General features: G+C 59.3%; 22 protein-coding genes. 17 read left to right on the top strand and 5 right to left on the bottom strand.

Going from position 1 to position 24,946, the window contains the following annotated elements; all coding sequences use genetic code 11:
• Nucleotides 1-39: 39 nt before the first annotated feature.
• The 10 genes from IU397_RS16505 to IU397_RS16460 all read left to right on the top strand — a co-directional run bounded on the left by IU397_RS16505 (nt 40) and on the right by IU397_RS16460 (nt 10,493).
• Entirely contained in the window at nt 40-2,388 is a 2,349-nt protein-coding gene (locus IU397_RS16505; RefSeq protein ID WP_239479876.1) for a DUF4962 domain-containing protein, read from the top strand.
• Nucleotides 2,389-2,409: 21 nt separating this feature from the next.
• On the top strand, nt 2,410-3,153 hold the full coding sequence (locus IU397_RS16500) for an SDR family NAD(P)-dependent oxidoreductase (protein ID WP_204415864.1): 744 nt from the start codon (nt 2,410-2,412) through the stop codon (nt 3,151-3,153).
• Between the two features lie 187 nt (nt 3,154-3,340).
• The gene (locus IU397_RS16495; protein ID WP_204415969.1) at nt 3,341-5,170 is read left to right on the top strand and encodes an ABC transporter ATP-binding protein; all 1,830 of its coding nucleotides are present in this window, start codon (nt 3,341-3,343) and stop codon (nt 5,168-5,170) included.
• Between the two features lie 71 nt (nt 5,171-5,241).
• Nucleotides 5,242-5,628 (top strand): hypothetical protein, encoded by a 387-nt coding sequence (locus tag IU397_RS16490; RefSeq protein WP_204415862.1) that lies wholly within the window; start codon nt 5,242-5,244, stop codon nt 5,626-5,628.
• Entirely contained in the window at nt 5,628-5,951 is a 324-nt protein-coding gene (locus IU397_RS16485; RefSeq protein ID WP_204415860.1) for a hypothetical protein, read from the top strand. Before IU397_RS16490 ends, IU397_RS16485 begins: the two co-directional genes overlap by 1 nt.
• 19 nt (nt 5,952-5,970) lie before the next feature.
• Nucleotides 5,971-6,213, top strand: a complete 243-nt coding sequence (locus tag IU397_RS16480) for a hypothetical protein (RefSeq protein ID WP_204415858.1) — start codon at nt 5,971-5,973, stop codon at nt 6,211-6,213.
• A gap of 60 nt (nt 6,214-6,273) precedes the next feature.
• On the top strand, nt 6,274-7,593 hold the full coding sequence (hisD, locus tag IU397_RS16475; RefSeq protein ID WP_204415856.1) for a histidinol dehydrogenase: 1,320 nt from the start codon (nt 6,274-6,276) through the stop codon (nt 7,591-7,593).
• A 100-nt stretch (nt 7,594-7,693) separates the two neighbouring features.
• Entirely contained in the window at nt 7,694-8,728 is a 1,035-nt protein-coding gene (locus tag IU397_RS16470; RefSeq protein WP_204415854.1) for a LacI family DNA-binding transcriptional regulator, read from the top strand.
• Nucleotides 8,715-9,491 carry an SDR family NAD(P)-dependent oxidoreductase gene (locus tag IU397_RS16465; protein ID WP_204415852.1) on the top strand — a complete coding sequence of 259 codons (777 nt, stop codon included), beginning with the start codon at nt 8,715-8,717 and terminating at the stop codon, nt 9,489-9,491. Before IU397_RS16470 ends, IU397_RS16465 begins: the two co-directional genes overlap by 14 nt.
• A 21-nt stretch (nt 9,492-9,512) precedes the next feature.
• A complete protein-coding gene (locus tag IU397_RS16460; RefSeq protein WP_204415851.1) occupies nt 9,513-10,493 on the top strand; it encodes an AraC family ligand binding domain-containing protein in 981 nt (326 codons plus the stop codon).
• A gap of 48 nt (nt 10,494-10,541) precedes the next feature.
• Here the strand turns inward: IU397_RS16460 and IU397_RS16455 are convergent, their stop codons facing one another.
• Nucleotides 10,542-10,832 (bottom strand): putative quinol monooxygenase, encoded by a 291-nt coding sequence (locus tag IU397_RS16455; RefSeq protein ID WP_204415850.1) that lies wholly within the window; start codon nt 10,830-10,832, stop codon nt 10,542-10,544.
• 136 nt (nt 10,833-10,968) lie between these two features.
• On the opposite strand from IU397_RS16455, the gene IU397_RS16450 reads away from it, so the two are divergent.
• The 6 genes from IU397_RS16450 (at nt 10,969) to malQ (ending at nt 18,404) form a co-directional block, all read left to right on the top strand.
• Nucleotides 10,969-11,931: an AraC family transcriptional regulator gene (locus IU397_RS16450; RefSeq protein ID WP_204415849.1), complete on the top strand. Its 963-nt coding sequence runs from the start codon at nt 10,969-10,971 to the stop codon at nt 11,929-11,931.
• 161 nt (nt 11,932-12,092) lie between these two features.
• The gene (locus IU397_RS16445) at nt 12,093-13,157 is read left to right on the top strand and encodes a LacI family DNA-binding transcriptional regulator (RefSeq protein WP_204415848.1); all 1,065 of its coding nucleotides are present in this window, start codon (nt 12,093-12,095) and stop codon (nt 13,155-13,157) included.
• A gap of 164 nt (nt 13,158-13,321) precedes the next feature.
• A complete protein-coding gene (locus IU397_RS16440) occupies nt 13,322-14,506 on the top strand; it encodes a carbohydrate porin (protein ID WP_204415847.1) in 1,185 nt (394 codons plus the stop codon).
• Between the two features lie 73 nt (nt 14,507-14,579).
• A complete protein-coding gene (locus IU397_RS16435) occupies nt 14,580-16,037 on the top strand; it encodes an alpha-amylase family glycosyl hydrolase (protein WP_204415846.1) in 1,458 nt (485 codons plus the stop codon).
• 10 nt (nt 16,038-16,047) lie between these two features.
• Nucleotides 16,048-16,788, top strand: coding sequence for a glucodextranase DOMON-like domain-containing protein (locus IU397_RS16430; RefSeq protein ID WP_204415840.1), 741 nt, complete (start codon nt 16,048-16,050; stop codon nt 16,786-16,788).
• Nucleotides 16,789-16,823: 35 nt separating this feature from the next.
• Entirely contained in the window at nt 16,824-18,404 is a 1,581-nt protein-coding gene (gene malQ / locus IU397_RS16425; protein ID WP_204415838.1) for a 4-alpha-glucanotransferase, read from the top strand.
• Here malQ and malG read toward each other — a convergent pair.
• From malG to IU397_RS16405, 4 genes are read right to left on the bottom strand one after another with little or no spacing between them, the layout of a single operon-like run.
• The gene (gene malG / locus IU397_RS16420; protein ID WP_204415836.1) at nt 18,321-19,211 is read right to left on the bottom strand and encodes a maltose ABC transporter permease MalG; all 891 of its coding nucleotides are present in this window, start codon (nt 19,209-19,211) and stop codon (nt 18,321-18,323) included. The two genes, malQ and malG, sit on opposite strands and share 84 nt — an antisense overlap.
• A complete protein-coding gene (gene malF, locus IU397_RS16415) occupies nt 19,208-20,743 on the bottom strand; it encodes a maltose ABC transporter permease MalF (RefSeq protein ID WP_370541713.1) in 1,536 nt (511 codons plus the stop codon). The genes malG and malF overlap by 4 nt, the downstream gene beginning before the upstream one ends.
• Before the next feature lie 50 nt (nt 20,744-20,793).
• Entirely contained in the window at nt 20,794-21,960 is a 1,167-nt protein-coding gene (malE, locus tag IU397_RS16410) for a maltose/maltodextrin ABC transporter substrate-binding protein MalE (protein WP_204415832.1), read from the bottom strand.
• A gap of 24 nt (nt 21,961-21,984) precedes the next feature.
• On the bottom strand, nt 21,985-23,661 hold the full coding sequence (locus tag IU397_RS16405) for an alpha-glucosidase (protein ID WP_239479875.1): 1,677 nt from the start codon (nt 23,659-23,661) through the stop codon (nt 21,985-21,987).
• A 257-nt stretch (nt 23,662-23,918) separates the two neighbouring features.
• Here IU397_RS16405 and IU397_RS16400 point away from each other — a divergent pair, with 257 nt between their 5' ends.
• Complete coding sequence (locus tag IU397_RS16400; RefSeq protein WP_204415823.1) at nt 23,919-24,941, top strand: substrate-binding domain-containing protein; 1,023 nt, start codon at nt 23,919-23,921, stop codon at nt 24,939-24,941.
• Nucleotides 24,942-24,946 lie beyond the last annotated feature (5 nt).

Here is a 24,946-nt window from a genome sequence, read left to right as displayed (position 1 = left end):
GGGGGCGCGGTGCGCTGCGCCCCCCACGGACCCCTTTCCATGAAAGAACGTGTGATGACCGTTGGCACCCTCTCTGCCTTGCCCCAACTGGATGCGCCTAAAGCTGGGCGGTTGAATATCCAGTATGCGCCGGATCAGGCGACCGAGATCACGGAAAACCCGCCGCGGTTTTCCTGGCTACCCGTCATCGAAAGCGAGGCTCTTTATGCCTTGCGCATTTCAACCGATGCCAGTTTTCCCGCGGGCAGAACGATACGCTTTGGCCCGATTCCACTGAACTTTTTCACGCCGGATATCGTTTTACCTGCCGGGGAGCATCACTGGTCCTATTGCGTGTGTGATGCACGAGGGGTGCCGCAATCGGATTGGTCCGTGGTGCGCCACTTCACAATTGCCGCAGATCTGCCGGAAACACCCCTAGCCAACCGCGCAACCCGCTATGACGCTGCCGATATGGCGCATCCCAGGCTGTGGCTATCGCGGGCCAAGCGCGACGCCTTTGCCAAAGCCGTGACCGAGGATCCCAGCCATTGCGCCTGGGAGGTCTTTTACGACAAATCGGTCAAGCCCTGGATGGATCGGGATATTATACCCGAACCGGGGGGTTACCCTAATCACAAGCGTGTCGCGCCAATCTGGCGGCAGACCTACATCGATTGCCAGGAAGCCATGTATGCCGTCCGCCATCTGGCCATTGGCGGCCAGATCACAGGTGACGCTGCGATGACCGCCCGCGCCAAGGCGTGGTTGCTGGCCGTCGCGGATTGGGATCCGGCGGGCACAACGTCGCGCGGGTATACGGATGAATGGGCGTTTCGCGTGAACCTGGCACTCGCCTGGGGATACGATTGGCTGCAGGATGAGATGTCGCCCGAGGAGCGCGACACGGTGCGGCAGGCACTGTTGGTGCGCACGCGGGAGACTGCGGACCACATTATCAAACATGCCAACATTCATCTTTTTCCGTTTGACAGCCATGCCGTGCGCGCGGTTTCGGCCGTGCTGATCCCTGCCTCCATCGCGCTGTTAGATGAAGCGGAGGAGGCGCGCGGTTGGTTGGATTATGCGGTGGAGTTCCTGTCGACCGTCTATTCTCCCTGGGGTGACAGCGATGGCGGCTGGGCTGAGGGGCCACATTACTGGATGACGGGAATGGCCTATCTGATCGATGCAGCCAACCAGCTGAAATCCTTTTGCGGGATCGATATCTACCGGCGTCCCTTCTTTCAAAAGACCGGGGACTTTCCACTTTACACCAAAGCACCGGATACTCGCCGCGCCACGTTCGGCGATGACAGCACGATGGGCGATCTGCCCTGCCTCAAGATCGGCTATAACCTGCGCCAATATGCAGGGGTAACCAGCAATGGTGCCTATGCCTGGTACCATGAGGAGGTCAAACGCAACGATCCCGGGACCGAGATGGCGTTCTACAACTGGGGCTGGTGGGATTTCAATTTTGACGAGATGGTGTACCTGCATGATTTCGGGGCGGTCGCCGCCACGTCACCCTCTGACATGCCCACCTTGCGCTATTTCAAGGGCATCGGCTGGGTCGCGCTGCAGCACAAGATGGACGACCCCGGCGCGCATATTCAGTTCGTCATGAAATCCTCGCCGTTCGGGTCGATCAGCCACAGCCACGGCGACCAGAATGCATTCTGCCTGGCAGGTTTTGGAGAGGATCTCGCGATCCAGTCCGGTCACTATGTGGCCTTCAACTCCTCGATGCATCAGAACTGGCGGCGCCAGACCCGGTCCAAGAACGCGATCCTGATCAAGGGCCAGGGCCAATATGCGGGCAAGGATAAGGCAAAGGCCATGCGCGCCACCGGGCGGATCACGGTGGCCGAGGATCGGGGCGATCACATTTATATTCAAGGGGATGCGACGGCGGCCTATCAATCGCTGACGCCAGAAGTGAGTTCGGTGCTGCGCGACGTCTATTTCGTCAGCAATAGCTATTTCGTCATCGTGGACGCTGTCGACGCGACGGAGCCGGTGGAGGTCGACTTCCTGCTTCATGCCAATGCACCGATGAAGCTGGGCGATACGACCTTCCGGTATTCCGGTGAAAAGGCGGGCTTTTACGGCCAGGTCCTGATGTCGGAAGCCGGCGCGCCGACTCTGTCACAGGTCACGGGCTTTCCGGACGTGGATCCGGCAGACTATGACGGCCTGCCCGTCAGCACCTGTCTGCATGCCAAGTTTCCGCGCGCGCTGCGCCACCGGATCGCGACCCTGCTGGTGCCCTACCCCGCCGATAAACCGCGCCGAATTTTCAGCTTCCTCGATGATCAGGGATATGACTGCGATCTGTATTTCACGGACGCCGACGAACAAACCTTCAAAGTAACCGTGCCCAAGACATTCGATGTCGGCCGCTAGATTGAGACCAAAGGAAAAAGAATGAACCTTAAAGGCAAAACAGCAATCGTCACCGGGGCTGGCCGCGATATCGGGCGGGCCTGCGCCCTGAAATTGGCGGCGGCCGGGGCTGCGGTTGCGGTCAACTACTTCTCATCCTCTGACGGAGCCGACGCGACAGTGGCCGAGATCAAGGCCGCAGGTGGGCGGGCTTTCGCAATGCAGGGTGACATGACCAAGGCTGATGAGGCCCGCGCCCTTGCGGACCGCACCGCAGCGGAATTCGGCGGAATCGACGTGCTGGTCAATAATACCGGCGGACTTGTCGCCCGGGTCAAGGTGACGGAAATGTCGCTGGAACATTGGAACACGGTCATGGATCTGAACGTGACCTCGACTTTCCTGCTGACAAATGCCGTACTGCAACACATGACAGATGGTGCAATCGTCAACATCGTCAGCCAGGCAGCACGGGATGGCGGCGGTCCTGGTGCCTCGGTCTATGCGGCATCCAAGGGGGCGTTGCTGACCTGGACGCGTGGCCTGGCCAAGGAACTGGCCCCCGATATCCGCGTGAACGGCGTCTGCCCCGGCATGATCGACACCGATTTTCACAACGTTTTCACTAAGCCTGAAGTGCGCACCGCAGTGGCCGGCAACACGCCACTAAAGCGCGAAGGCCAGTCGGATGAGGTTGCCAATCTGGTCGCGTTCCTTGCCTCAAGTGACGGTTCCTACATCACGGGGGCGAATGTGGATATCAATGGCGGCCTGCTCTTCTCCTGACACCAAGCTTGCCCGTTAGCCTGCGTCTGAGCGCAGGTTAGCGGCGGCGATTTCAGAAGCTGGGCGGGAATGGCGCGACCAATTGAGCAGCCGTCCCTTGGTGGCAAAACCGGCCGCGGCATTCTAATATGGCTATCTAACGCACGGCCCCCCGGACCATTGAAGTGAGCCTCCCCCGGTGACGCGGATATTCCAATTCTTCGAGAACCTCGTTGATCCGTACACGGCCGAGCCGCAGCATGACGTCCCTCCCAACCGGATCGGCCCGTTCATCTGGTCGATGATGCGCCCCTTTCGCAGGCTGCTTGCGCTGAATGCCTGCACCGCCTTTGCCACTGCCGCGGCAGAGTTGGTCTTGATCTTTTATCTGGGCCGTTTGGTCGACCTGCTGGCCGGAGCCTCCCCTGCCACATTCTGGGCCAACCACAGCTGGGAACTGATCGCGGTGTTGATCTTTGTCCTGATCATGCGGCCCGCGATCCAAACCCTGGATACCGCGCTGATCAAAAACGCCATCCAGCCCAATGTTGCCGCTTTGGGACGGTGGCGGTCGCATTGCCATGTCCTGCGCCAACCCGTCGGCTGGTTCGAAGCCGATTTTGCGGGCCGCATCGCCAACCGCGTGGTGCAGATGCCCGCTGCAACGGGTGACCTCGTGTTTCAGATCATGAACGCGCTGGCCTTCACCGTGGCCTATTTGGTCGGCGCTGGTGTGTTGCTGGCCAATGCCCATCCGATGTTGCTGATCCCGCTAGGCCTTTGGCTGATCCTTTACGCTGTACTGCTGCGCTGGTCATTGAAACGGATACGGCCCGCTGCCCGTGCCAGTTCCGCCGCGCGCAGCCGCACCCTTGGCTTTGTCGTTGACAGCTATGCCAACATCAATTCGGTCAAACTGTTTTCCCATACCAGCCGGGAGACGGATACAGCCGTTGGCATCCTCGAAAATCATCGCAGGACCTACATGGCCGAAAATCGCATCGTCACAGCTATGGATGCGGGTCTTGTCGTGCTGAACGGTGTGCTGATCGCAGGCATCATCGGTTGGTCCCTGGTGATGTGGACCAACGGCACCGCCACTGTCGGCGTCGTCGCCGCTGCCGGGGCGCTGGCCCTTCGGATCAATGCGATGACCGGCTGGATCTTGGCGGCCTTGTCCGCATTCTTCCGCGCGCTTGGCATCATATCCGAGGGGATGGAGACCGTAGCTCAGCCCATTGGCCTGATCGATGCGCCAACCGCTGGAACCTTGCCGCTGTCCGGCGGCCGGATCGAGGTCTGCAATCTGACCCACAATTACGGGCGCACCGGTGGCGGGATCCAGAATATCAGTTTCACAATTGCCCCCGGTGAACGGGTCGGGCTAGTGGGTCGCTCCGGCGCCGGAAAGTCCACCTTGGTCAAGGCGATCTTGCGTCTTTACGATCCCGAGGGTGGTCAAATCCTGATCGATGGACGCGACATCGCCACCGTCAGCCAGGACAGCCTGCGCGCGCAGATCGGCATGGTGCAACAAGATAGCATGCTGCTGCACCGGTCGATCCGCGACAACATCATGTATGGCCGCCCCGATGCGAGTGAGGCGCAAATGATAGCCGCGGCCCGCCAGGCCAAAGCCCATGATTTCATCGATGACCTGCGGGACAGTTTCGGCAAATCCGGCTACGATGCCCATGTCGGAGAGCGCGGCGTAAAGCTGTCGGGTGGGCAGCGTCAACGTATCGCCTTGGCCCGCGTGATCCTGAAAGATGCGCCGATCTTGATACTCGACGAGGCGACAAGCGCACTGGATAGCGAGGTCGAGGCCCAGATCCAGCAAACGCTTTATGGTATGATGAAGGGTAAGACGGTCATCGCCATCGCGCACCGTCTTTCGACCATTGCTCAGATGGACAGGATACTCGTGCTGGATGATGGCGCGATTGTCCAAAATGGCGTCCATGCCGATCTGTTAGCGCAGGACGGCCTCTATGCCCGATTGTGGCATCGCCAATCCGCTGGACTGATCGTCACCTAACAACCCCTACCTGGGTTTTGCATAGGAATTCAAAAAGGGATTGATTTCAGAAAATATTCACGTGTACGTACTTGCATACCTATACAACGCGCAAAGCTGCGGATCCGTGGGAGGCGAAAATCATCAAGCACATGCCCATTCTTGGATTGGCGCTTGGCGCTGTCGTGGCATCTTCGGCCCTGGCGGACACGACGACCCGAATTGGGCATGCAACGCCTGAAAACTGCCCCCTGTACCAGGCATTCGGCTATTTCGAAGAGCAGCTTGAGACGCGGTCGGATGGCTGCATCAACAATATGCGCTTCATGGAACTGGGGGGCCGCAGGTGCATCAATGACCGGGCGCCGATTGATAGCCGCAAAGCCGGGCACTCCATTGATGCGGTGCCTTTGCCGCAGACCTGGGGGGAGATCTACTCCTCGCTCCGGCAAAGCCTGATCGATAGGCAGAAAGCGTGATGAGTTCCATGGTGATCCAGCGGTGCCGTGAGGCGCAGAAATATGGTTCCCTGACCGGTCATGTCTATTGGCCCGAACTGTGGATGGCCGATTTGAACTGGTACGATGGCCTCGGCAATAAAAGCCGCGCGCTGGTTGATGAGATACCGGCAGAGACGATGGCAAAGCAGCGTGAGTTGAAAGAGGCAGGTCTGGTCCTCAACGAGCGACCGGTCGCGGACAAAAAGCGCTCCTGCGATAGCATGGACGGCGCGATTACAGCCAATATCCGCACCAAGGTCGCGGATGGCTTTTACGACATGTTCATAACCGCCGTATCGTAGTCAGATTCGGGGCGAAACGATGCAATTTCTGGAAGAGTGGTTCGAGCCTACGGTCATCGTCACCATATTGGGGGCGATAATCTTGCTGGTCCTTACCGCCATTTCCTGGACAGGTATCGCGTTGGAACAGATCCCGCCTGCGCTGGTGCAGATCGTGTTGCCCCCCACGCAAAGCAAGATGATCGTGGCATTGTTGATCGTCGCCTATATCCCCATTCTCTCGCTCGCCTTGCCCCGGATCTCGCCGGTCTATGACGGCTGAATTCGGGTCGGCCAAGGCAGCCCTCCACAAACTTGTACCTTTCGAAAGGCTGTGACGGACATGACCATCGAATATCTCAAATCCGGCAAACCCGAGGCTGACCGAGCGGCAGACGATGCCAAGACGGCGCAAATCGTGGCCGGGACCCTCAAAGATATCGAAACGCGCGGCGATGCGGCGGTGCGCGAACTCGCCAACAAGTTCGACAGCTACGACCGGGACAGCTACCGGCTGAGCGCGGATGAGATTGCGGCCCTGATGGCCAAGGTGTCGGACAGTGACATGGCCGATATCCGGTTCGCCCAGCAACAGGTGCGGGTCTTTGCCCAGGCCCAGCGGGATTCGATGACCGATATCGAGGTGGAAACGATGCCGGGCGTGATCCTGGGACACAAGAACATCCCCGTACAGTCGGTGGGCTGCTACGTACCCGGGGGCAAGTTCCCCATGGTCGCCTCGGCCCATATGTCGGTCGCAACGGCGCAGGTCGCCGGTGTGCCGCGGATCGTGGCCTGTACCCCGCCGTTCAACGGAGAGCCAAACCCCGCCGTGATCGCCGCCATGCATCTGGGCGGCGCGCATGAGATCCATGTTCTGGGCGGCATTCAGGCTGTGGGCGCGATGGCTCTGGGGACGGAAACGATTGATCCGGTGCATTTGCTGGTCGGTCCTGGCAATGCCTTCGTGGCCGAAGCAAAGCGGCAGCTATTTGGGCGCGTTGGCATCGATCTGTTCGCCGGGCCGACCGAAACCATGGTCATCGCCGATGACACCGTCGATGCCGAGATGGTGGCGACCGATCTGCTGGGCCAGGCCGAGCATGGCTATAACAGCCCCGCCGTTCTGGTGACGAACTCGCGCAAACTGGCCGAGGGCGCATTGGCTGAGATTGACCGCCTGTTGGAGATCCTGCCAACCGCCGACACGGCAAAAGTGAGTTGGCGGGATTACGGGGAGGTCATCCTTTGCAATGGTTATGACGACATGCTGGCCGTTGCCGATGACATCGCCAGCGAGCATGTGCAGGTGATGACCGACCGCGATGACTGGTTCCTGAAGAAGATGACCTGCTACGGCGCACTGTTCCTGGGCCCACGCACCAATGTCGCCAACGGGGACAAGGTGATCGGCACCAACCACACGCTGCCGACCAAGAAGGCCGGACGCTACACAGGTGGTCTTTGGGTCGGCAAATTCCTGAAAACCCACAGTTATCAAAAGATCACGACGGATGAGGCGGCGGCAAAGATCGGCGCCTATGGCTCCCGCCTGTGCTTGCTGGAAGGGTTTGCCGGCCATGCCGAGCAATGCAATGTGCGGGTGCGCCGCTATGGCGGGGTGAATGTTCCCTATGCAGGGGCGGCCACGCTGCCAGGCTGAGGAGGACGGCGATGTGTGTCAGGCAGCTCAGACCGGATTTTGCGACCGGTAGCTTACGCTTAGGCACAGCTTACGCGATGGAGACGGAATAGGGCAGATCATGACATGCGGTAAGGTGACATCGGTGGATGTGGCACGGGCGACCGGTGTGAGCCAGCCAACCGTTGGCCGTGTCTTTGCCTCCGACGCCCGGGTCTCTCCGGCCATGCGGGCCCGCATGATGGAGGCCGCCACCGCGCTGGGATATCGGCACAACACCTTGGTACGCGCCATGATCACGGGCCGGTCCAACATCATCGGTCTGGTCGTCGCCTACCTTGAGAACCCGTTCTATGCCGAAGCGATTGAGCGGTTTTCGACCTGCCTCAAGGCACGCGGTTACCATGCGCTGCTGGTCACCGCTTCGAACGACGAAAACAACGTCGATAGCGTTGTAAAAGACATTATGGGGCTGCAGGTTGCGGGGATGATCCTCGCCTCGATCAGTGCCACCTTGTCTCTGACGCGGGAGTTGGACCGCCCAGGGATCCCCCTGGTCCTGTTCAACCGCGGTCAAGAGGATGCGATGATCCCTAAGGTGACGGCCGCCAATTTTGAGGGTGGTCGCAAAACCGCACATCTGCTGGTGCGCCGGGGACATAAACGGATCGCCCATGTCTCGGGCTGGCAAGGATCCCTGACGGGCCTTGACCGCATGAACGGATTTCTCGCCGGGCTGGCCGATCCCGGGCAAACACCTGTGGCTTGCATCGACAGCCATTATGACCGGGACCATGCCAAGGTTGTGACGCGACAGGTCTTTGCAACACCCGACTGCCCCGACGCAGTTTTCGTGGGCAATGATCACATGGCCTTTGCCGTGATGGAGGTGTTGCGCCACGAATTGGCCTTGGATATCCCCGGCGATGTCTCGATCATCGGCTATGATGACGTAAAGATGGCTGCCTGGCAGGATTTCAACATGACAACCCTGTGCCAACCTGCGAACCGGATGGTTGACGCCACCGTCGATATGCTGATGCAGATGATCAGCGGAGCCGCCATGCCCGTGCGCCATGTCAAGATCACCAGCGAACTTATTGAACGCGGCACCACCCGCGACAGAACGAAAGACTCGCAGAATGACCAGACCTAACCCCCTGCCCCGAACCCCATCGATGCGGCTTGACGGCAAGGTCGCCCTGGTGGCGGGTGCCTCTTCAGGCATCGGTCGGGCCTGTGCTGCGGCGCTGGCGGAGGCGGGCGCCCATGTGGTCGCCGCGGCCCGGTCAGCCGACAAGTTGAACGCCTTGGTGGCAGAAATGACAGCGGCGGGCCACACGGCCACTGCACTGATGCTAGATGCCGCCGACATCCCGGCGACCGAGGCCTTGATCGCGGAACATGGCCCCTTCGATATTCTGGTGAACTCCGCCGGTGTCGCCAAGCACAGCCCTGCGGTTGAAACGACGGAGGCGGATTTCGATCTCGTGTCGGATCTAAACTTCAAGGGCGCCTATTTCATGACCCGTGCCGTCGCAAGCGGTCTGGCGGCGGCAGGCAAGCCGGGATCATTGATCAATATCTCCAGCCAGATGGCGCAAGTCGGCGGAATCGACCGCGCCGTCTATTCCGCCACCAAACACGCCGTCGAAGGCTTCACCAAATCCATGGCCATCGAATGGGGTCCTGCGGGCATCCGGGTCAATACAATCTGCCCGACCTTCATTCTGACGGCCCTGACCAAACCCACATTTGACAACCCCGAACGCCGCGCCTGGATCGAAGACAAGATCCTGCTGGGCCGGGTCGGTGAAGTCGAAGATATCATGGGGGCCGTGCAATTTCTGGCCTCTGACGCCTCTGCCCTGATCACCGGATCGGCCCTGATGGTCGATGGTGGCTGGACGGCGGCCTGACCGCAGCGCGAAGGAGACACAATGCTGGACCAGAGCACAACCGGGATCGAGGCACGGATCGTGCGGTATGGCGACCTGAAGCCCTGCAAGACCGCCTTCATCGACGCCCATACGCCGGGCAGCGACCGGAAGGAAAACTTCACGATCATCGGCGGCGGCGTGTCCGAAAGCCCCGACCAGCATGTGCATATTCGCGAAACGCCCGGATTTAACATCGGCGCGGCGGGCCAGCCACCCAATTGTCGCAACAGCCTGCATTCCCACACCACGGCAGAGGTGTTTTTTGTCCTGAAAGGCCGCTGGCGCTTCTTTTGGGGGCGGTATGGCGATGCCGGATCTTTGATCGCCAATGAAGGCGACATATTCAACATTCCCACCGGCATCTTCCGCGGGTTCGAAAATGTCGGCACCGATTACGGGATGATCATGGCCATCCTGGGCGGGGATGATGCAGGCGGCGGTGTGACCTGGGCCCCGCAAGTGATCGAAGAGGCTCGCGCCCACGGCTTGGTTCTGGGAGAGAACGGCGTGCTTTATGATAGCGCGAAGGGTGAGGTTTTGCCCGATGGCCTCTCCCCCATGCCCATCCTGTCAGACACGGCCCTGGCCAGCTATCCGGAATTGCCGGTTGATGCGGTGATCCCGGGCCATGTCGCCCGGTACTGGGATCTTGTGGCGCTGTCGGCCACGGCCCCGGCACAGGTGATCGGCGCGGATGCACTGCTGCCAGACAAGCCCGGATTCGAGGTGGATTTCCTGACCCGCAGGTCGCTGCCGCCTGACATGATGAGCCGAGATAAGCATACCGTGCTGATGCCGGTGCGCGGCCATTGGAAGCTGAACTGGCAAGGGGGCGAGACCGTCCTTAATCCGGGCGATACCTGCTTGCTCAACCCCAACGAGGCCCACGCGCTGACCCCCTCCATGACCGGTGAAGCAAGCCTTTACCGCGTGACCGCGACAGATGACCCGGCGGGCCCGACCTGGACAGGACACTCATAGCTTCCCTTGGGTTGGCTCCCGACGGAGCCAACCGTCCCGCCGCGCCGATCAGATCACCGATCGCGTGAAATACTCGATACGCGGCGGTGCGGCCATGAAACCGGCCAACTGCGCCATGACCCCGTTTTCCGTAATGGCGGCGATATAATCCTGATGATGTTGTCTGGACATCCATTCCTCCAGGATCAGCATCCTGGGGCTTTCAGGATCCTGATAAACCGTGACCGACAGCGCCCCGGCAAAGCCACGGACGGTCGGTAATTTTTCCTCCAGAAAGCCTTGCAGCGCCGCAGCTTTATCAGTCGCGACCTCCAGGTTCAACGTGACCCAAATACTCATATCCGTCTCCTTTCCTGTGACATCTGAGCCCAATCTGACGGCGATGGATAAAGCGCGCTAACCCCGTCCGATCAGCCTTGCCCCGTTTCAATCAGGTTGACTTGCCAAAGTGACGCATCGTCGTCATGGCAACCAAATGGTTGGACTATCCATCGCCAACACATCCGGGGCGCGCGCGCTGAACGACATATCTGACCGACTGACCGCGATGGTGCTGCCGGACAGTCTGACCGATTTCGCAGCGCCCCGTCAGATCCTGACGGGGCGCCACGGCACGATCCTGCACAAGACGGTTCACAGCGACCTGCGGTTTGTGACGTTCCTGTCCAGCATGCCGTTCTTGTGTTTCCTGATCCGCGGCACGGAGCGGTTCAGTCAGACCGGGCGACCGGATGTCGTGATGGGGCCGCAGGAGCTGATTGTGCTGCCCCAGGGCCGAATCCTGCATTCAGATTTCGTGTCCAAGGAGGGGCCGCTGGAAGCTGTCCTGATCTTCCTGTCCAATACGGTGATCGATAACTTTCTGACGCGCCACAATGCGCCGCCGGCGGCGGAGGAGGCGACATCGGGCCTTTACCGGATCCCGGCACGTCACCGGATGTCCACTTTCATGCACAGTGTTGTGGACATCTACGAAAATCTGGCCGTTGACGAGGATCTTGTGCGCGCCAAACTCGTTGAATTGTTACACCTCTTGGCGGCTCTGGCCGATCATGGCCCGCTAGTCGCCGCCCTTCGCGATGGGCGCGGGGACGGACCGGCCATCAACCTGCATCAGATCATGCGGCAGGCAGGTAGCGGTACTTTGACGATGCCGGAACTCGCTGCCTTGGCTGGCCGTTCGCCCGCATCGTTCAATCGGGATATCAAACGGGTTTTTGGAACGTCACCGGCCAAGTGGCTGCTGGAGCAACGCATGGCCCGGGCGCGGAGCCTTCTGATCCAAGGCCGCAAAAGCGTGACAGAGATCGCGATGGAGGTCGGCTATGACAGCATCTCGCACTTCATAGAGCAGTTCCGCAGACATTTTGACGAAACACCGTCGCAGCTCCGAAAACGAGCACGGGACCAGACAAGCGGAACGGATGGCAGGCCGTAAGCGATGCAAGGCTGTCATGGCTTAGTGAAAATCTAAACGATTAGATTTTTTATTCTGCTACTTAGTAACGAAATTACGCTCCTTATATCTTTTCTGTTTACAGGAACAGAATCTCACTTATGGTGATCTAAACGATTAGATTGCTCTTTAGGAGGAGTGATTTGGCAACGCTCAAAGATATCAGCGCGAAGCTTGGCCTTTCGACGGCCACTGTCAGCCGCGCCTTGAACGGATTCGATGACGTTCACCCCGATACCAAGGCCAAGATCCAGGACGCCGCGCGCGAACTGGGTTATGTGCCCAACCGGGCAGCCAAATCACTCGTCTCCGGCAAATCCAACATCATTTGCCTGATCGCCGATCTGGAGCTGGTCCGCCAAACCCGCCATAACGGCAGCCCGGACTTTCTGGAACTGGTGTCGAAACTCTCCTTTGAATTGTCGGAACGCGGCTATGACCTCGTGTTTTCGGTCAAACCACCTCATCAGAACGTCATCCTGAAATACAAAGACATGATAAAACGCGGCATCGTGGACGCGTTTGTCGTGGGGGCACCCATGCAGAACGACGCACGGATCGATTTTCTGACCGACGCCAAGTTTCCCTTTGTCGTGCACGGATTGCCGGCCGACGGCTGTGCCGTCCCCTTCGTCACTGTGGATAATGCACAGATTGTGCGGGATCCCTTGCATGCGCTCTTGGATCTGGGCCATCGCAGGATTGCGATCATCCAGGATGACGCCACAACGACCCATGCCATCCACCGTTCCGCCGTCTATCGCGCGACATTGGCGGCGGCCCGGCAGGAGGTTTTGACTCATCTTGAATTTCTGGAAGGTGGCAATGCCTCACGGTTGCGATCCTACGTTCTGGGGCTGTTTTCAGAACGGCTCGGCCCCGCGCCGACAGCAATTATGTGCGGCTCCGTTCCGGTGGCGGCTGAGCTGGCGGTAATCCTTGAAGAATTGGGGCTAACCATCCCGGGTGATGTGTCTGTCGTGGCGCATGATGATGGGGGACGGATCGCTCACCTGCCCCCCGGCCTACCAGAACTTTGCCGCACATATTTCGACTGGACGGATACAAGCGGCCCCTTGGCGGACCTGACCGCAGCGGTCAGCAAGGCTGGCACGACACCCGTGCAACGGCACGGCATCAGCCTGCCTTGTGAGTTGATTTTTGGACAATCGATTGCCAGGCCAAAGGCTGGTCCGGGGGAAATATGAGATACCGATCCTAACCTGACACCCCCGCCCGGTCACGGCCGGGTCAATCCAACAGCCTTGGGCAAAACCCGACGCGAATGCGCACCCGCATCCGCGACCGGATGAGCCATGCGCGCAACCATAAAAACAACAAACCGGTCACAACCGGATCAACGGAGGACACCATGAAAAAACAAACTCTCGGGACACTCGCAGCCTTGGTCATTGCCAGTGGCGGTGCGGCACAAGCGGAATTCAAATTCTCTCAAACGGGGTATCTTCGCCTCGGTGTGGGTGAGACGGAAGGCAGCGATTTCGTCAAGATGCAACTGAATGGCGCCTGGACCAAATACCGCCTCGGCAACGAAGCCGATTTCTATGGTGAGTTCGGGTTCAACGCCAGCACGGACCTGTCCAATGGCAGCCAGATCGTGGGCGGCATCCGCTACCATATCGCGGGCGACAGCAACGATCTGCGGTTCAGCGGTGACATCGAGACCGATATCGTTCTGCGTGAACTATGGGTCGGTTATAAGGGCTTTGGCGAAGGAGCGTTCAAGGACAGCACGTTATGGGCCGGGCGGCGGTACTACAAACGCAAAGACATCCACATCATCGATTTTTATTACGAGGATTACTCCAACTTTAACGGCTACGGCGTCGGGTTGGAGAATGTGAAGCTGGGCTTCGGTGATCTGTCCGTTGCGGCCTTTACCGACGAGGAAAACACGGTCGTCACGCTGGACGGACGGATCGAGAACATAGAACTGGGCGAGGATCTGATCGCCGAGATTGGCCTGGCCTACGCAATGGTCGATGAGGATCAAGCCGGCGATGAAGGCTTTGCCATCCGGGCCCATCTGCAAAAGAACAACTTCTACGGCGGCTTCCTGAAAGGCAGCCTGATGTATTCCGAAGGGGCGGCCTGGGGCTTTTTCGGGGATGGCGCGGCCTTTGCCGGTAGTGATCGCAGTCTGACCCGCGCCCAGGTCCATGGGCTGGTTCCGGTCGGAGAAAAAACAGAGTTGTTCTTTGTCGGCCTCCATCAAGTTGACAATGATGATGGAAACAAGACGGCCTGGACGTCGGTCGGGGTGCGCCCGCAATACACGATCAACGACAATTTCGCCGTAGCGTTGGAGGTTGGCTATGATCAGGTGACCGAAGACGGCAATACGCGCGACCTGACCAAGACCACCCTTGCCGGGATCTATACATTCGGGAAACCGGGATTCTGGTCCCGCCCGCAATTGCGCGTCTTCGCGACCCATGGTGGATGGAGCGAGGTTGGCGCGATCGACAGTCAAACCGCGTTCGGGGATGAAACCTCGGGCATGTCCTACGGTGTCCAGTTCGAGACCTGGTTTTAAAGTCAGGTCCGCATTCCTGGGCTGGATGATCCCTTGGATCCGGCCCCGGGATAATCCTTTTGGAGAGATCAGCATGCAATTCACCAAGATGATCGCCACATGCGCCACACTCGGATCTGCCTCGCTGGTGGTGGCCGACCAGCACGGCAAGCCCGCTTTGCATGACTGGAACCAAGAAGTTCTTTACTTTGTCATCCCGGATCGATTTGCCGATGGCTTGCCCAATGCCCATGAAACCGACCCGAGCAAGCCCGGCTATTTCCACGGCGGGGATTGGAAAGGTCTGACCAACCAGTTGCCATACCTCGATGAACTGGGCGTGACAGCTCTTTGGATCACGCCGATTGTCGACAATATCGACGGTTACGTCGAAGGCGCAGGCTTTCCCGATTGGGCCTATCACGGTTATTGGGCAGACAATTTTACGGCGCTTGACCCGCGCATGGGAAGCGAGGCGGATCTGAAAGCGCTCGTCGATCAGGCCCATGCCCTCAATATGAAAGTGCTTGTTGATGTGGTGTTCAACCATGTGGGCTATGGCAGTGATTTCATCGATATACACCCCGATTGGATACGGCAGAACGACGATTGCGGGACGGATGACCTGACCACCTGCCTGTTCGGGCTGCCTGACCTAAAAACGGAGCGTCCCGATGCCACGCGCCATGTCCTGAACGCCCATGCTGCCTGGGTCGACCGCATCGGATTTGATGGCTACCGGATCGATACGGCCAAACATGTGGAGCCTGCCGTGCTGGCCCAGAACCAGTCTTTGGTGGTAGATCGTTTCGGGCCGCACTTCCTGACATTGGGAGAGGTCTGGGGCGCCGATGCCAGCGCCCTGTCCAAACGCTATTTCGAGCCCGGATTGATGACCGGCGGGATCGATTTCTCCTTCCGCGGGGCCGTCGGGGACTGGTTGTTGGGGCGGTCTCGCACCGTCGCCTTTGCCCAAGGGTATCTGCAAAAGCGACATAAACACACACCTGGCGCCGTGCTGGCCCATTACTTGTCCGGTCATGACGAACCCGGCCTGCTGCACGAATTGAACGGCGACAAGACCCTGTTCAAACTGGCAGCGGGATTGCAAATGACCTCGGTCGGGATGCCAATCATCTATTACGGTGAAGAGGTGGCGCGCGACATTGGCGAATGGCCAAGTAACCGGTCCGACATGCCCTGGGGCTTGGCCGACATCCTCCCGGGCGCGGGGCAGCCGCAAGACCTTGAAATGCTGGATTATTACAAAAGGCTGATCGCGATCCGACATGCATCACCTGCGCTCTCCATGGGGGCGTTCCAGGCACTTTCCGATGACGGTGACCTTTTGATCTTTGCGCGTTCGCAGGACGAAGAGACTGTAATCATTGCCGTCAATCGCGGGGTGGAGGACGCCTCTGCCGCAATCCCGGTGGACCATGATGCCGAATGGGTGGAGCAGTTGGGAAATCATCTTTTCCGTGCCACCGGCGGTGTGCTGCCCCTGACGGTACCGGCCCAGTCCATCTGGATTTTGAAACCCAAACCATAGGGAGATGACCATGATGCGGCCCCTCGCCAGCCTTATCCTGACGGCCGCCTTTGCGCTGCCCGCATGCGCCGATGGCCTTACATTCACAGATCCGGCGGGCGACGATGTAGGAGCAGGAGCGCTGATCTACCCGACCAACCCGGTATTCCGCCCCGGCGCGTTCGATCTGCTGGCATTCTCGGTCACGGAGGAAGCGGAGCGGTTGCGCCTCGACTTCGACATCGCGACTCCGGTTCAGAATGAATGGAACATGGCAGGTGGCTTTGACGTGCAACTATTCTTCGTCTTCGTGGATACGGGCACCGGCGGTCATGTCGCTGGCCTTCCGGGGCTGAATATCACCTTTGCCCCGGATGCCGCTTGGGACAGGGCTATCATCGTCTCACCACAGCCCCAGACGCGCGTCATGGCAGAGATACCAAAGGCCAAAGATCTCGCCGCAGATATCTTGGTCGCCACGGATGTCAGCGCCAATGGGACGCGGATCACCGGTTACGTCGCGAAGGCCGCGTTGGGTGACGGCACGCCGGCTGAGTGGGGCTATCAAGTGGTCGTGCAATCAAACGAAGGGTTCCCCGAGGACGGCGATCTGTTGACCCGCCGCGTGAATGAATTCGAGGGAGAATATCGCTTTGGTGGCGGGCACGATGGCAATTGTGACCCCCATGTCGTTGACGTTCTCGGACCGGCGGATCAACTAGCCTATGACTGTGGCGCGACGCTGGCCACGCTCACCATGACGCGCCCTTAAACCGGGCCAATACCACAGAAAACAAGGACGTTCCGGTGCCAAGACAGACAGCATCAACCGGCATTTTCTGCCATATCAGCAGTCTGCCTGGCCCCTTTGGCTGTGGCACATTGGGGGCGTCAGCCCGTCGGTTTGTTCGGCTGTTGGCTGACCGCGGCATTGCGATCTGGCAGATCCTGCCCGCCGATGCGCTGGACGACCAGGACTCGCCCTATATGGCGAAATCCGCCATGGGTGGGAACAGCGCTTTTGTGGATTTCGATGACCTGGCCGCTGATGGCTTCCCCGATGTGGCGGACTATACCGGACCGTCTGATCGCTATGACTTTGATGCGGTCCGCGCTCATCGGTTGCACTGCTTTGATCAACTGTCCAACTGGGTTCGGTCCGCGCCAGCGGCGGCATCCCACCGTGAGGGGATGGCTGCCTTTCGCGCTGCAGAAGCCGACTGGCTGACAGACTACGTGGCCTTTGCCACGATCCGCGAAGTGCAAGGCGGCACCACGCCATGGTGGGAGTGGCCCGATGCGCTGCGGGATCGCGATCCAGCGAGCGTTAACCACATCATGGCGATACATCGCGACATCGCCGATCGGTACGTGTTGGAGCAATACCTGTTTCATCGGCAATGGTTTGCACTGCGCACATTCGCAACCCAACACCGGGTAGAGATTGTGGGCGATGTCCCGATCTACGTTGATGGTGACAGCGCCGATGTCTGGGCCAATCGCGGCCATTTTGCACTGGATCGGGTCGGTCGGCCAGCCCAGCTGTCGGGTACGCCGCCCGATTACTTTTGTGCCGATGGTCAGTGTTGGGGCAGCCCGGTTTACGATTGGGAGACTCTGGCCCGCGACGATTACGGGTGGTGGATCAGGCGTTTGGCACGGGCGCAACGCCTTTATGACCGGTTCCGCATCGATCACTTTCGCGCCCTGGCCGCCTATTGGTCGATCCCTGCCGCAACGCCCGACCCACAATTGGGCGCCTGGCGCCCTGGCCCCGGTGCCGCCTTGTTGACAGCCGCCTATGCCCAGATCCCAGGATTACAGATCATCATCGAAGATCTGGGTGCGGTAGACAAGCAGGTGTTTGATCTGCGCGATGCGTTTGGCTTGCCCAGCATGCATGTCGTGCAGTTGGTGGGGCAGTCCGACATCCAGCAGATCCATTTTCTGGAAAACCATCGCGCGGTTGGTTGGGCGTATCTGGGTAACCACGACACTCCAACCACCCTGGCCTGGCTGACCACGCTGTCATCCAATCAACGCGCGCTGTTTCTGGATGAGATACGCAAAGCCGTCCCAACAGCCGAAACACTGGATTTGGATGGATTGCTGGCTTACACGCTATCGTCGCGATGCGCGGTCGCGATCCTGTGCCTGCAAGACCTGATGCGCCTGGGTGACGAGGGCACGATGAACACACCCGGCACTGTCGGCGGGAACTGGGATTGGCGGGTGGCGGACGCGGATCAATTGCCCGATGCAATGGACTACATGGCGGCGCTTATCGCGCGATATCGCCCTGCCCTACCCTTTGACGCCCCCGTCGCTGAGCCCGGAAATCAGAAACCGCTGGCAGATCAGAAACAGCACGGTGATCGGCAGGCCTGACAGGATCGCAGCCGCCGCGAAATCCCCCCACAGGTATTTCTGGGGGTAGAGATATTGCCGGGCACCAACAGCCAGCGTCATCTGATCAGTATCCCGTAGCAAGACGGAGGCCACGGGATATTCGTTCACCAGAAAGATGAACGACAGCACAAAGACGATGGCCAGGATCGGCAAGGCCAGCGGCAGAAAGATATAGCGAAACGCCTGCCACGGTGTGGCACCGTCGATCTGCGCGGCCTTGTCCAAGGCGGGATCAATGCTTTCGAAATAGCCCTTGATCGTCCAGATATGCAGGGTGATCGCCGATAAATAGGCGATGATCACGGCGCCATGGTGATCAACCCCCATCCACGGCACGACCTGCCCCAGCGCATCGAAAATCGCATAGATGGCAATCACTGTCAGGGCGGCTGGAAACATCTGGATGATCAACAGCGCGTCCAGGACCGTCGACTTTCCGGCAAACTTCATCCGGGCAAACGCATAGGCGGAGGTCGTCGACAGCAACAACACGCCAGCCGAGGCGATCAACCCGATCTTGATCGAATTCCACAGCCACAGCAGCACCGGATATGGCGGTGTCATGACTGTCCCATCCGCGCGCGTGTAGTCAAAGCCCAGGGCCAACGCCCAATGCTCCAATGTCGGGCGCTCTGGCAACAGGTTCCCGGTCGAGAAATTCCCCTCCCGGAACGAGATCGACAGCACCATCAGGAACGGGAACATAATCAGCGCGATAAAGGCGATAATAAAACCATGGGCGGCGATCTTGCGCCATCTGAGCGTGGTTTTGTCTTCGACCATCATCCGCGCGCACTCCGTTTGGCGGCCACCCGCTGCATGACGCGGAAATTGGCATAGGCGATGATCCCTGTGATCAGGAAGATGATGGTCGAAATCGCACCGGCCATGCCGAAATCCTGGCCGGAATCGTTAAAGGCCAGACGAAAAGTGAACGATCCCAAAAGGTCAGTCGAACCCGCCGGGATTATGGTGCCGGGAATGTCTGGCCCGCCCCGGGTCAACAGTAGGATCAGGACGACATTATTGAAATTGAACGCGAAATTGGCGATCAGCAGCGGCACGGATGGCGGCAGGATCTGCGGCAGCGTAATGGCAAAGAAGTTGCGCACAGGGCCTGATCCATCCAAGGCCGCAGCTTTGTAATGATCTTGCGGGACCGCTTGCAAGAACCCCCCAATCAGGAGCATCCAATAGGGATAGCCAAGCCAGGTATTCACGATCAACAGCATGGTCTTGGCCAGAACCGGATCGGTAAACCAGGTGGGTTTGATCCCAAAAAGGCCGGTCAGGATCATATTGATCTCACCGAAATTCTGGTTGAAGAGGCCGCGGAAAACCAGGATCGAGATGAAGCCGGGCACCGCATAGGGCAGCACCAACAAGACGCGGTAGAGCCCCTTATGGCTGAGATGCTGCCAATCCAGGATGACGGCGAGCGCCGTACCAACGGCGAATGTCAGCGCCATGGACAGAAAGGCAAAGACAACCGTCCATAGAAAAATCTGCAACATCGGCTGGCGCACCCCGTCAGAGGTCAGCACCTTGTTGAAATTCTGCCAGCCCACCCCGACCCGCCACCCGGGGGAGATCTGTTGGCCATCGGCGGTCTGGTAAAAACCCGTCTTATGGTTGGGGGTCAGGATGCCGCCATCTTTTGCCAGAAGCACCCCATCGGTGCTTAGGATATACAAGGGTTCGGCTGCCGCAAATTCCCGCAAACCGTCCATGGTCAACACGCTGCCATCGGGCGCGGTGACCGACAGGGTTTGCAGTACGGCACGGTTCTTGATCACCTCCCGCACAGCTTGCAGACCGGGCGCTTCAACCGGCGCCACAGTTGCGGTGAGGTTGCCGGCCTCCGCATCGGTCAGCGGGTCGGTGATCAGCGCGGGTTGATCGGCAGTTGGGGGGAAGTAAAGCCGCCGATCCTCGGTCAGACCAAAGGCGCGCGCGCTGCCTTCTGCCTTGTCCATGCGCGCCAGGTGATAGTCCTGCACCCGCTCGAATGTCAGCAGATTGCGCGCCGAGAAATTGGTGAACCCGATGGCCGAGGTGTAAAGCACCGGCAACAGGATAAAGAGGGCGACCGCCGCCACCGCGGGAAAGACAAAACGCCATGTGTAAAACCGCGCCCAGCCGAACAGAACCGTCGCGATGGACCCAAGGGTGAACATCACGACTGCAAAAACCGGCTCCCCCGCCAGGTACAATCCCCACACGACATAGAGGAATATCAAGGCGATGCCGCCCAACCCGGCCCATCGCAAGATGGACCCCGAGAGGAGCGAGACCGGTCGGTCGGCGGGGGTGTTCACGGTGCTGTCCATGGCTGGTCGAAGGCACCATCGGGTGCCCCCAAAGGCGCTTACTTGGCCAGAATGCGCGCTTCGGCGCCCTTCAACGCATCCTCGACAGAGGCTTGACCGCCAGTGATCGATTGCAAGGCAGGTTCCATCGCCGCCCAGAACTTACCCATTTCGGGGATCGACGGCATGGGCACACCAACCTTGGCATTCTCCAACGTGGCCGCGATCCTGGCGTCATCGGCCACCTGCTCTGAAAACGACTTGGAGGCGACAGCGCCCAGCGGCACGTCATCATTGATCGTTTTCAACCCATCATCGGTGAGCATGTAATTCTCGATAAATTCTTTTGCGATATCCTTATTCGGACTTGCAGCATTGACCGTCGCGGCCAGCACACCCACGAAAGACTTCGATGGCTGGCCGTTTACGGACGGGATCGGGGCTACCCCGAAATCGATGCCGGATTGCTCTAGGTTCGACCAGGCCCAGGGTCCGTTGATCACCATCGCGGTCTCCCCCTTGTTGATCGCGGCATCCATCACACCGTAATCCACCCCGCTTGGCATCACACCATCATCGATCAGCGATTTGACGACCGAAGCCCCCGCAACGGCGCCATCATTCGCAACACCAGTAGCGCTGGGATCGTAGGAACCATCCACCTTTTCAAAAGCATAGCCACCACCCGCCATGAAAAGCGGAAAGGTGAAATACGTATTGTTGTAATCCCACATGATGGGGGTTGAGACGCCGTCGATCTTCATCGCGGCGATCTCTTCCATGGTGGCTGGCGGATTGGGCACCAGCGCCTTGTTGTAGATCAGCCCCACAGCCTCCACCGCGACGGGGTATCCCCAGATCTGACCATCAAACGTGACCGCATCCCAGGTAAAATCAAAGGTATTCGCCTTGATCTCTCCGGACGGATCAACGGGGACAATCAGGCCGCCAGCCGCCCATTCGCCAAACCGGTCATGGGCCCAGATAAAAATGTCGGGCCCCTGCCCGTTCGCCGCCGATTGCTGAAATTTGTCGGTCACGCTTTCGGGATGTTCGACGATCACCTCGATCCCCAATTCCTCGGCAAAGACCTCCCCCACCTGGGCCAGGCCGTTATACCCCTTGTCCCCATTGATCCAGATGACCAGCTTGCCATCCTCGAACGCAAAGGCGGGGGCGGCGGTCAGGGCAAGCGCGCTGACGGCGCCAAGCAACAGGGTTTTCATGGGGATCCTCCGGGTGTTGTGGGTTCAGGTGAGCGTGGCGAGGCAGGCGTGATGCCCGCGCAAAGTGACGGTGTTGTCCGTCATCTGCGCCGTGAAACTCTCGATCGGCAGGGGCGTCGCCCGCAAACCGTTCGGTACATGAAATGCGATGTCATGCCGACCAAGGTTAAACAGGCACAAAATGCGCTCCGTCCCATCACCGCGGATGAAAGCCAGACCATCATCCGGACTGTCCAGAAACTCTATGGCGCCCTTGACCAGCGCGGGATGGGTGCGGCGCAGCTTTAGGAAGGCCCGGTAATGCTCCAAGACGGATGCTGGATCGCCCGATTGAACATCGACGGCCTGGTCCCTGTGCGGACCGACCACGGGCAACCAGGATTTGGTGGCGGTGGAAAACCCGCCATGGGGGGCCTCCCTCTCCCAAACCATGGGCGTACGGCACCCGTCGCGCCCCTTGAACTCCGGCCAAAACGTGATGCCATAGGGATCCGTCAGATCGTCAAAGGCCAGTTCCGCTTCAGTCAGACCCAATTCCTCACCCTGATAAAGGCAGATCGAACCCGGCAGCGACATCAGCACGCTGCCTGCCAGCTTGGCCAGTTGCCCAGGGTCATCGCAGCGGTCTGCCCAGCGGGAGACATGGCGCATCACGTCATGGTTCGAGAAAGCCCAGCACGGCCAGGATGCGCCATCAGAAAATTCGTCCGACGCCGCATTGAACGCCGCAATACAACCCCGGAAATGCGCTGGCGAAAAGGCCGGGCCCAGCATGTCAAAGGAATAACACATATGCAGCCGGTCCCCGCCCGATGTATATTCCGCCATCGTCCGCAGGGAGCGTGCGCCATCGCCGACCTCCCCCACCGAGGTGGTGCACGGGTACTGATCCAGCAATGCACGAAACCTCTTTAGGAACCCAATATTTTCCGGCCGCGTCTTGTCGTAGATATGGTCCTGATAGCCGTAGGGGTTCATATCCGGCACTTCGTTGCCCGCCCCGGCGGCAACCGGAGGGTTGTCGCGCAATTGCTGATCGTGGAAGTAAAAGTTGACGGTGTCCAACCGAAATCCATCCACACCGCGCTCCAGCCAGAACCGCACGGCGCCCAGCAGCGCATCCTGCACGGCGCTATTGTGCAGGTTCAAATCTGGCTGGCTGGGCAGGAAGTTATGCAGGTAATATTGCTTGCGCCGGGCATTCCAGGTCCAGGCAGCACCACCAAAGACGGATTGCCAGTTGGTCGGCGGGGTCCCGTCGGACCGCGCATCGGCCCAGACATACCAATCCGCCCTATCGCCCCCTGCATCGTTCCGGCTCTCGATAAACCAAGGATGCTGATCAGAGGTATGGGATAGCACCTGATCAATGATGACCTTCAGGCCGCAGGCATGGGCCTGCGCCACAAGAGCGTCAAAATCAGCCAATGTGCCAAAAACCGGATCAACGTCGCAATAGTCGGACACGTCATAGCCCATATCCTTCATGGGTGAGGCGAAAAACGGCGACAGCCAGATCGCATCCACACCAAGCCCCGCAATGTAAGGCAAGCGCTGCGTGACCCCGGCCAGATCGCCAATGCCGCTGCCGGTCGTATCCTGAAAGGAGCGTGGGTAGATCTGATAGATCACGGCCCCGCGCCACCAGTCCGCATCCCGATCAGCGACCAAAGCAGCTTGGACAGAACCTTGCATCCCCATGAGACCTCCGACTTGCCGATATCCACTGGGTAGCGATTCATGAAAGCGCTTTCAATGTCAAATTCGATCATTCACCATATTTTTGAGACCAGCCATTCTGGCACCTTTCGAACACGACGTGCCGAATGCCTCTATTATTGGGGAAATTTTGAGGTTTGCATAAATTTGCGCACCATCGCGACAGGCCAAGATTGCGAAGGGCCTAAAACCGTGATACGGACATAGAAAGCGCTTTCAAACTGATCAAAGGCTCGGCAGTGGCCAACCTCAAAGACCTTGCAGATCATCTCGGCTTATCACAGGCCACGGTCAGTCGCGCGCTCAACGATTACAGCACGGTTAATGCCACGACCAAACAACGTGTGCTACAGGCCGCCAACCACCTGAACTATCGCCCCAATACCAGTGCCCGCCGTTTGGCCACGGGGCGAGCAGGCGCCTACGGGATCGTCCTGCCGAAGGCGGATAACCTGCTGATGGATCCCCATTTCGTCGATTTCCTGTCGGGGCTGACCACGGCCTTTGCGGCCCATGACCTCGATATCGTTCTGACCGGGGCCGAGGGCATTCAGGCCTACCAGCGCTTCGCCAATACCGGCAAGGTTGATGGTTTCATCCTCAGCAGCCCCAAATCCGACGATCCGCGCATCCGCCTCCTGTCCGAGATGGAGGTGCCCTTCGTCGTCCATGGCCGTTGCGATGTCGATCTGGATTACGCCTTCTATGACATTCGCAATCGATCGGCCTTTCGCGATGCCACCAACCTGCTACTGAACCTGGGCCATACCCGAATTGGCCTGCTGAACGGGCCGAGTGATGCGATTTTCGCGCGCGACCGGCTGAAGGGCTATACCGAAGCCCTGGTAACCAATGATCTAATCCCTGACCCCACCCTGGTCATGCATGACATGATGACGGAGGAATACGGATATCGCGCAACAGGCACCCTTTTTGCGCAACCGTCGCCCCCAACAGCGCTGTTATGCGCCTCGACCCTGGTGGCATTGGGCGCGACCCGCCGCTTGCGCCGGGACGGGCTGACCGTCCCCGAAGATGTCTCCATCATCAGCCATGATGACTGCTTGTCATCGCTCAAGACCGAGAATTTCTCAGTCCCGCTCAGTGTCACCCGCGCGCCGATCCGCGATGCGGGGACCGAAATCGCCAAGCTGATCATCGATCTATCGAGGGGTGCGGCCATTGCCGACATCCAAAAAACCGTCCCCGTCGATCTGATCGTACGCGCTTCGACCTGCACCGCCCCGCAGGCGCGATCTTAGGAAAC

The organism is Actibacterium sp. 188UL27-1, assembly GCF_016901225.1.
Classification (GTDB): Bacteria; Pseudomonadota; Alphaproteobacteria; order Rhodobacterales; family Rhodobacteraceae; genus 188UL27-1.
This window is presented reverse-complemented; position numbering and strand designations above follow the sequence as displayed.

Coding starts and splice junctions, on each gene's coding strand:
- hisD (WP_204415856.1), top strand. CDS start 6,274: ATGACCATCGAATATCTCAAATCCGGCAAACCCGAGGCTGACCGAGCG.
- IU397_RS16405 (WP_239479875.1), bottom strand. CDS start 23,661: ATGGGGATGCAAGGTTCTGTCCAAGCTGCTTTGGTCGCTGATCGGGAT.
- IU397_RS16470 (WP_204415854.1), top strand. CDS start 7,694: ATGACATGCGGTAAGGTGACATCGGTGGATGTGGCACGGGCGACCGGT.
- IU397_RS16450 (WP_204415849.1), top strand. CDS start 10,969: ATGGTTGGACTATCCATCGCCAACACATCCGGGGCGCGCGCGCTGAAC.
- malE (WP_204415832.1), bottom strand. CDS start 21,960: ATGAAAACCCTGTTGCTTGGCGCCGTCAGCGCGCTTGCCCTGACCGCC.
- IU397_RS16485 (WP_204415860.1), top strand. CDS start 5,628: ATGAGTTCCATGGTGATCCAGCGGTGCCGTGAGGCGCAGAAATATGGT.
- malG (WP_204415836.1), bottom strand. CDS start 19,211: ATGATGGTCGAAGACAAAACCACGCTCAGATGGCGCAAGATCGCCGCC.
- IU397_RS16505 (WP_239479876.1), top strand. CDS start 40: ATGAAAGAACGTGTGATGACCGTTGGCACCCTCTCTGCCTTGCCCCAA.
- IU397_RS16435 (WP_204415846.1), top strand. CDS start 14,580: ATGCAATTCACCAAGATGATCGCCACATGCGCCACACTCGGATCTGCC.
- IU397_RS16455 (WP_204415850.1), bottom strand. CDS start 10,832: ATGAGTATTTGGGTCACGTTGAACCTGGAGGTCGCGACTGATAAAGCT.
- IU397_RS16500 (WP_204415864.1), top strand. CDS start 2,410: ATGAACCTTAAAGGCAAAACAGCAATCGTCACCGGGGCTGGCCGCGAT.
- IU397_RS16480 (WP_204415858.1), top strand. CDS start 5,971: ATGCAATTTCTGGAAGAGTGGTTCGAGCCTACGGTCATCGTCACCATA.
- IU397_RS16465 (WP_204415852.1), top strand. CDS start 8,715: ATGACCAGACCTAACCCCCTGCCCCGAACCCCATCGATGCGGCTTGAC.
- IU397_RS16460 (WP_204415851.1), top strand. CDS start 9,513: ATGCTGGACCAGAGCACAACCGGGATCGAGGCACGGATCGTGCGGTAT.
- IU397_RS16440 (WP_204415847.1), top strand. CDS start 13,322: ATGAAAAAACAAACTCTCGGGACACTCGCAGCCTTGGTCATTGCCAGT.
- IU397_RS16430 (WP_204415840.1), top strand. CDS start 16,048: ATGATGCGGCCCCTCGCCAGCCTTATCCTGACGGCCGCCTTTGCGCTG.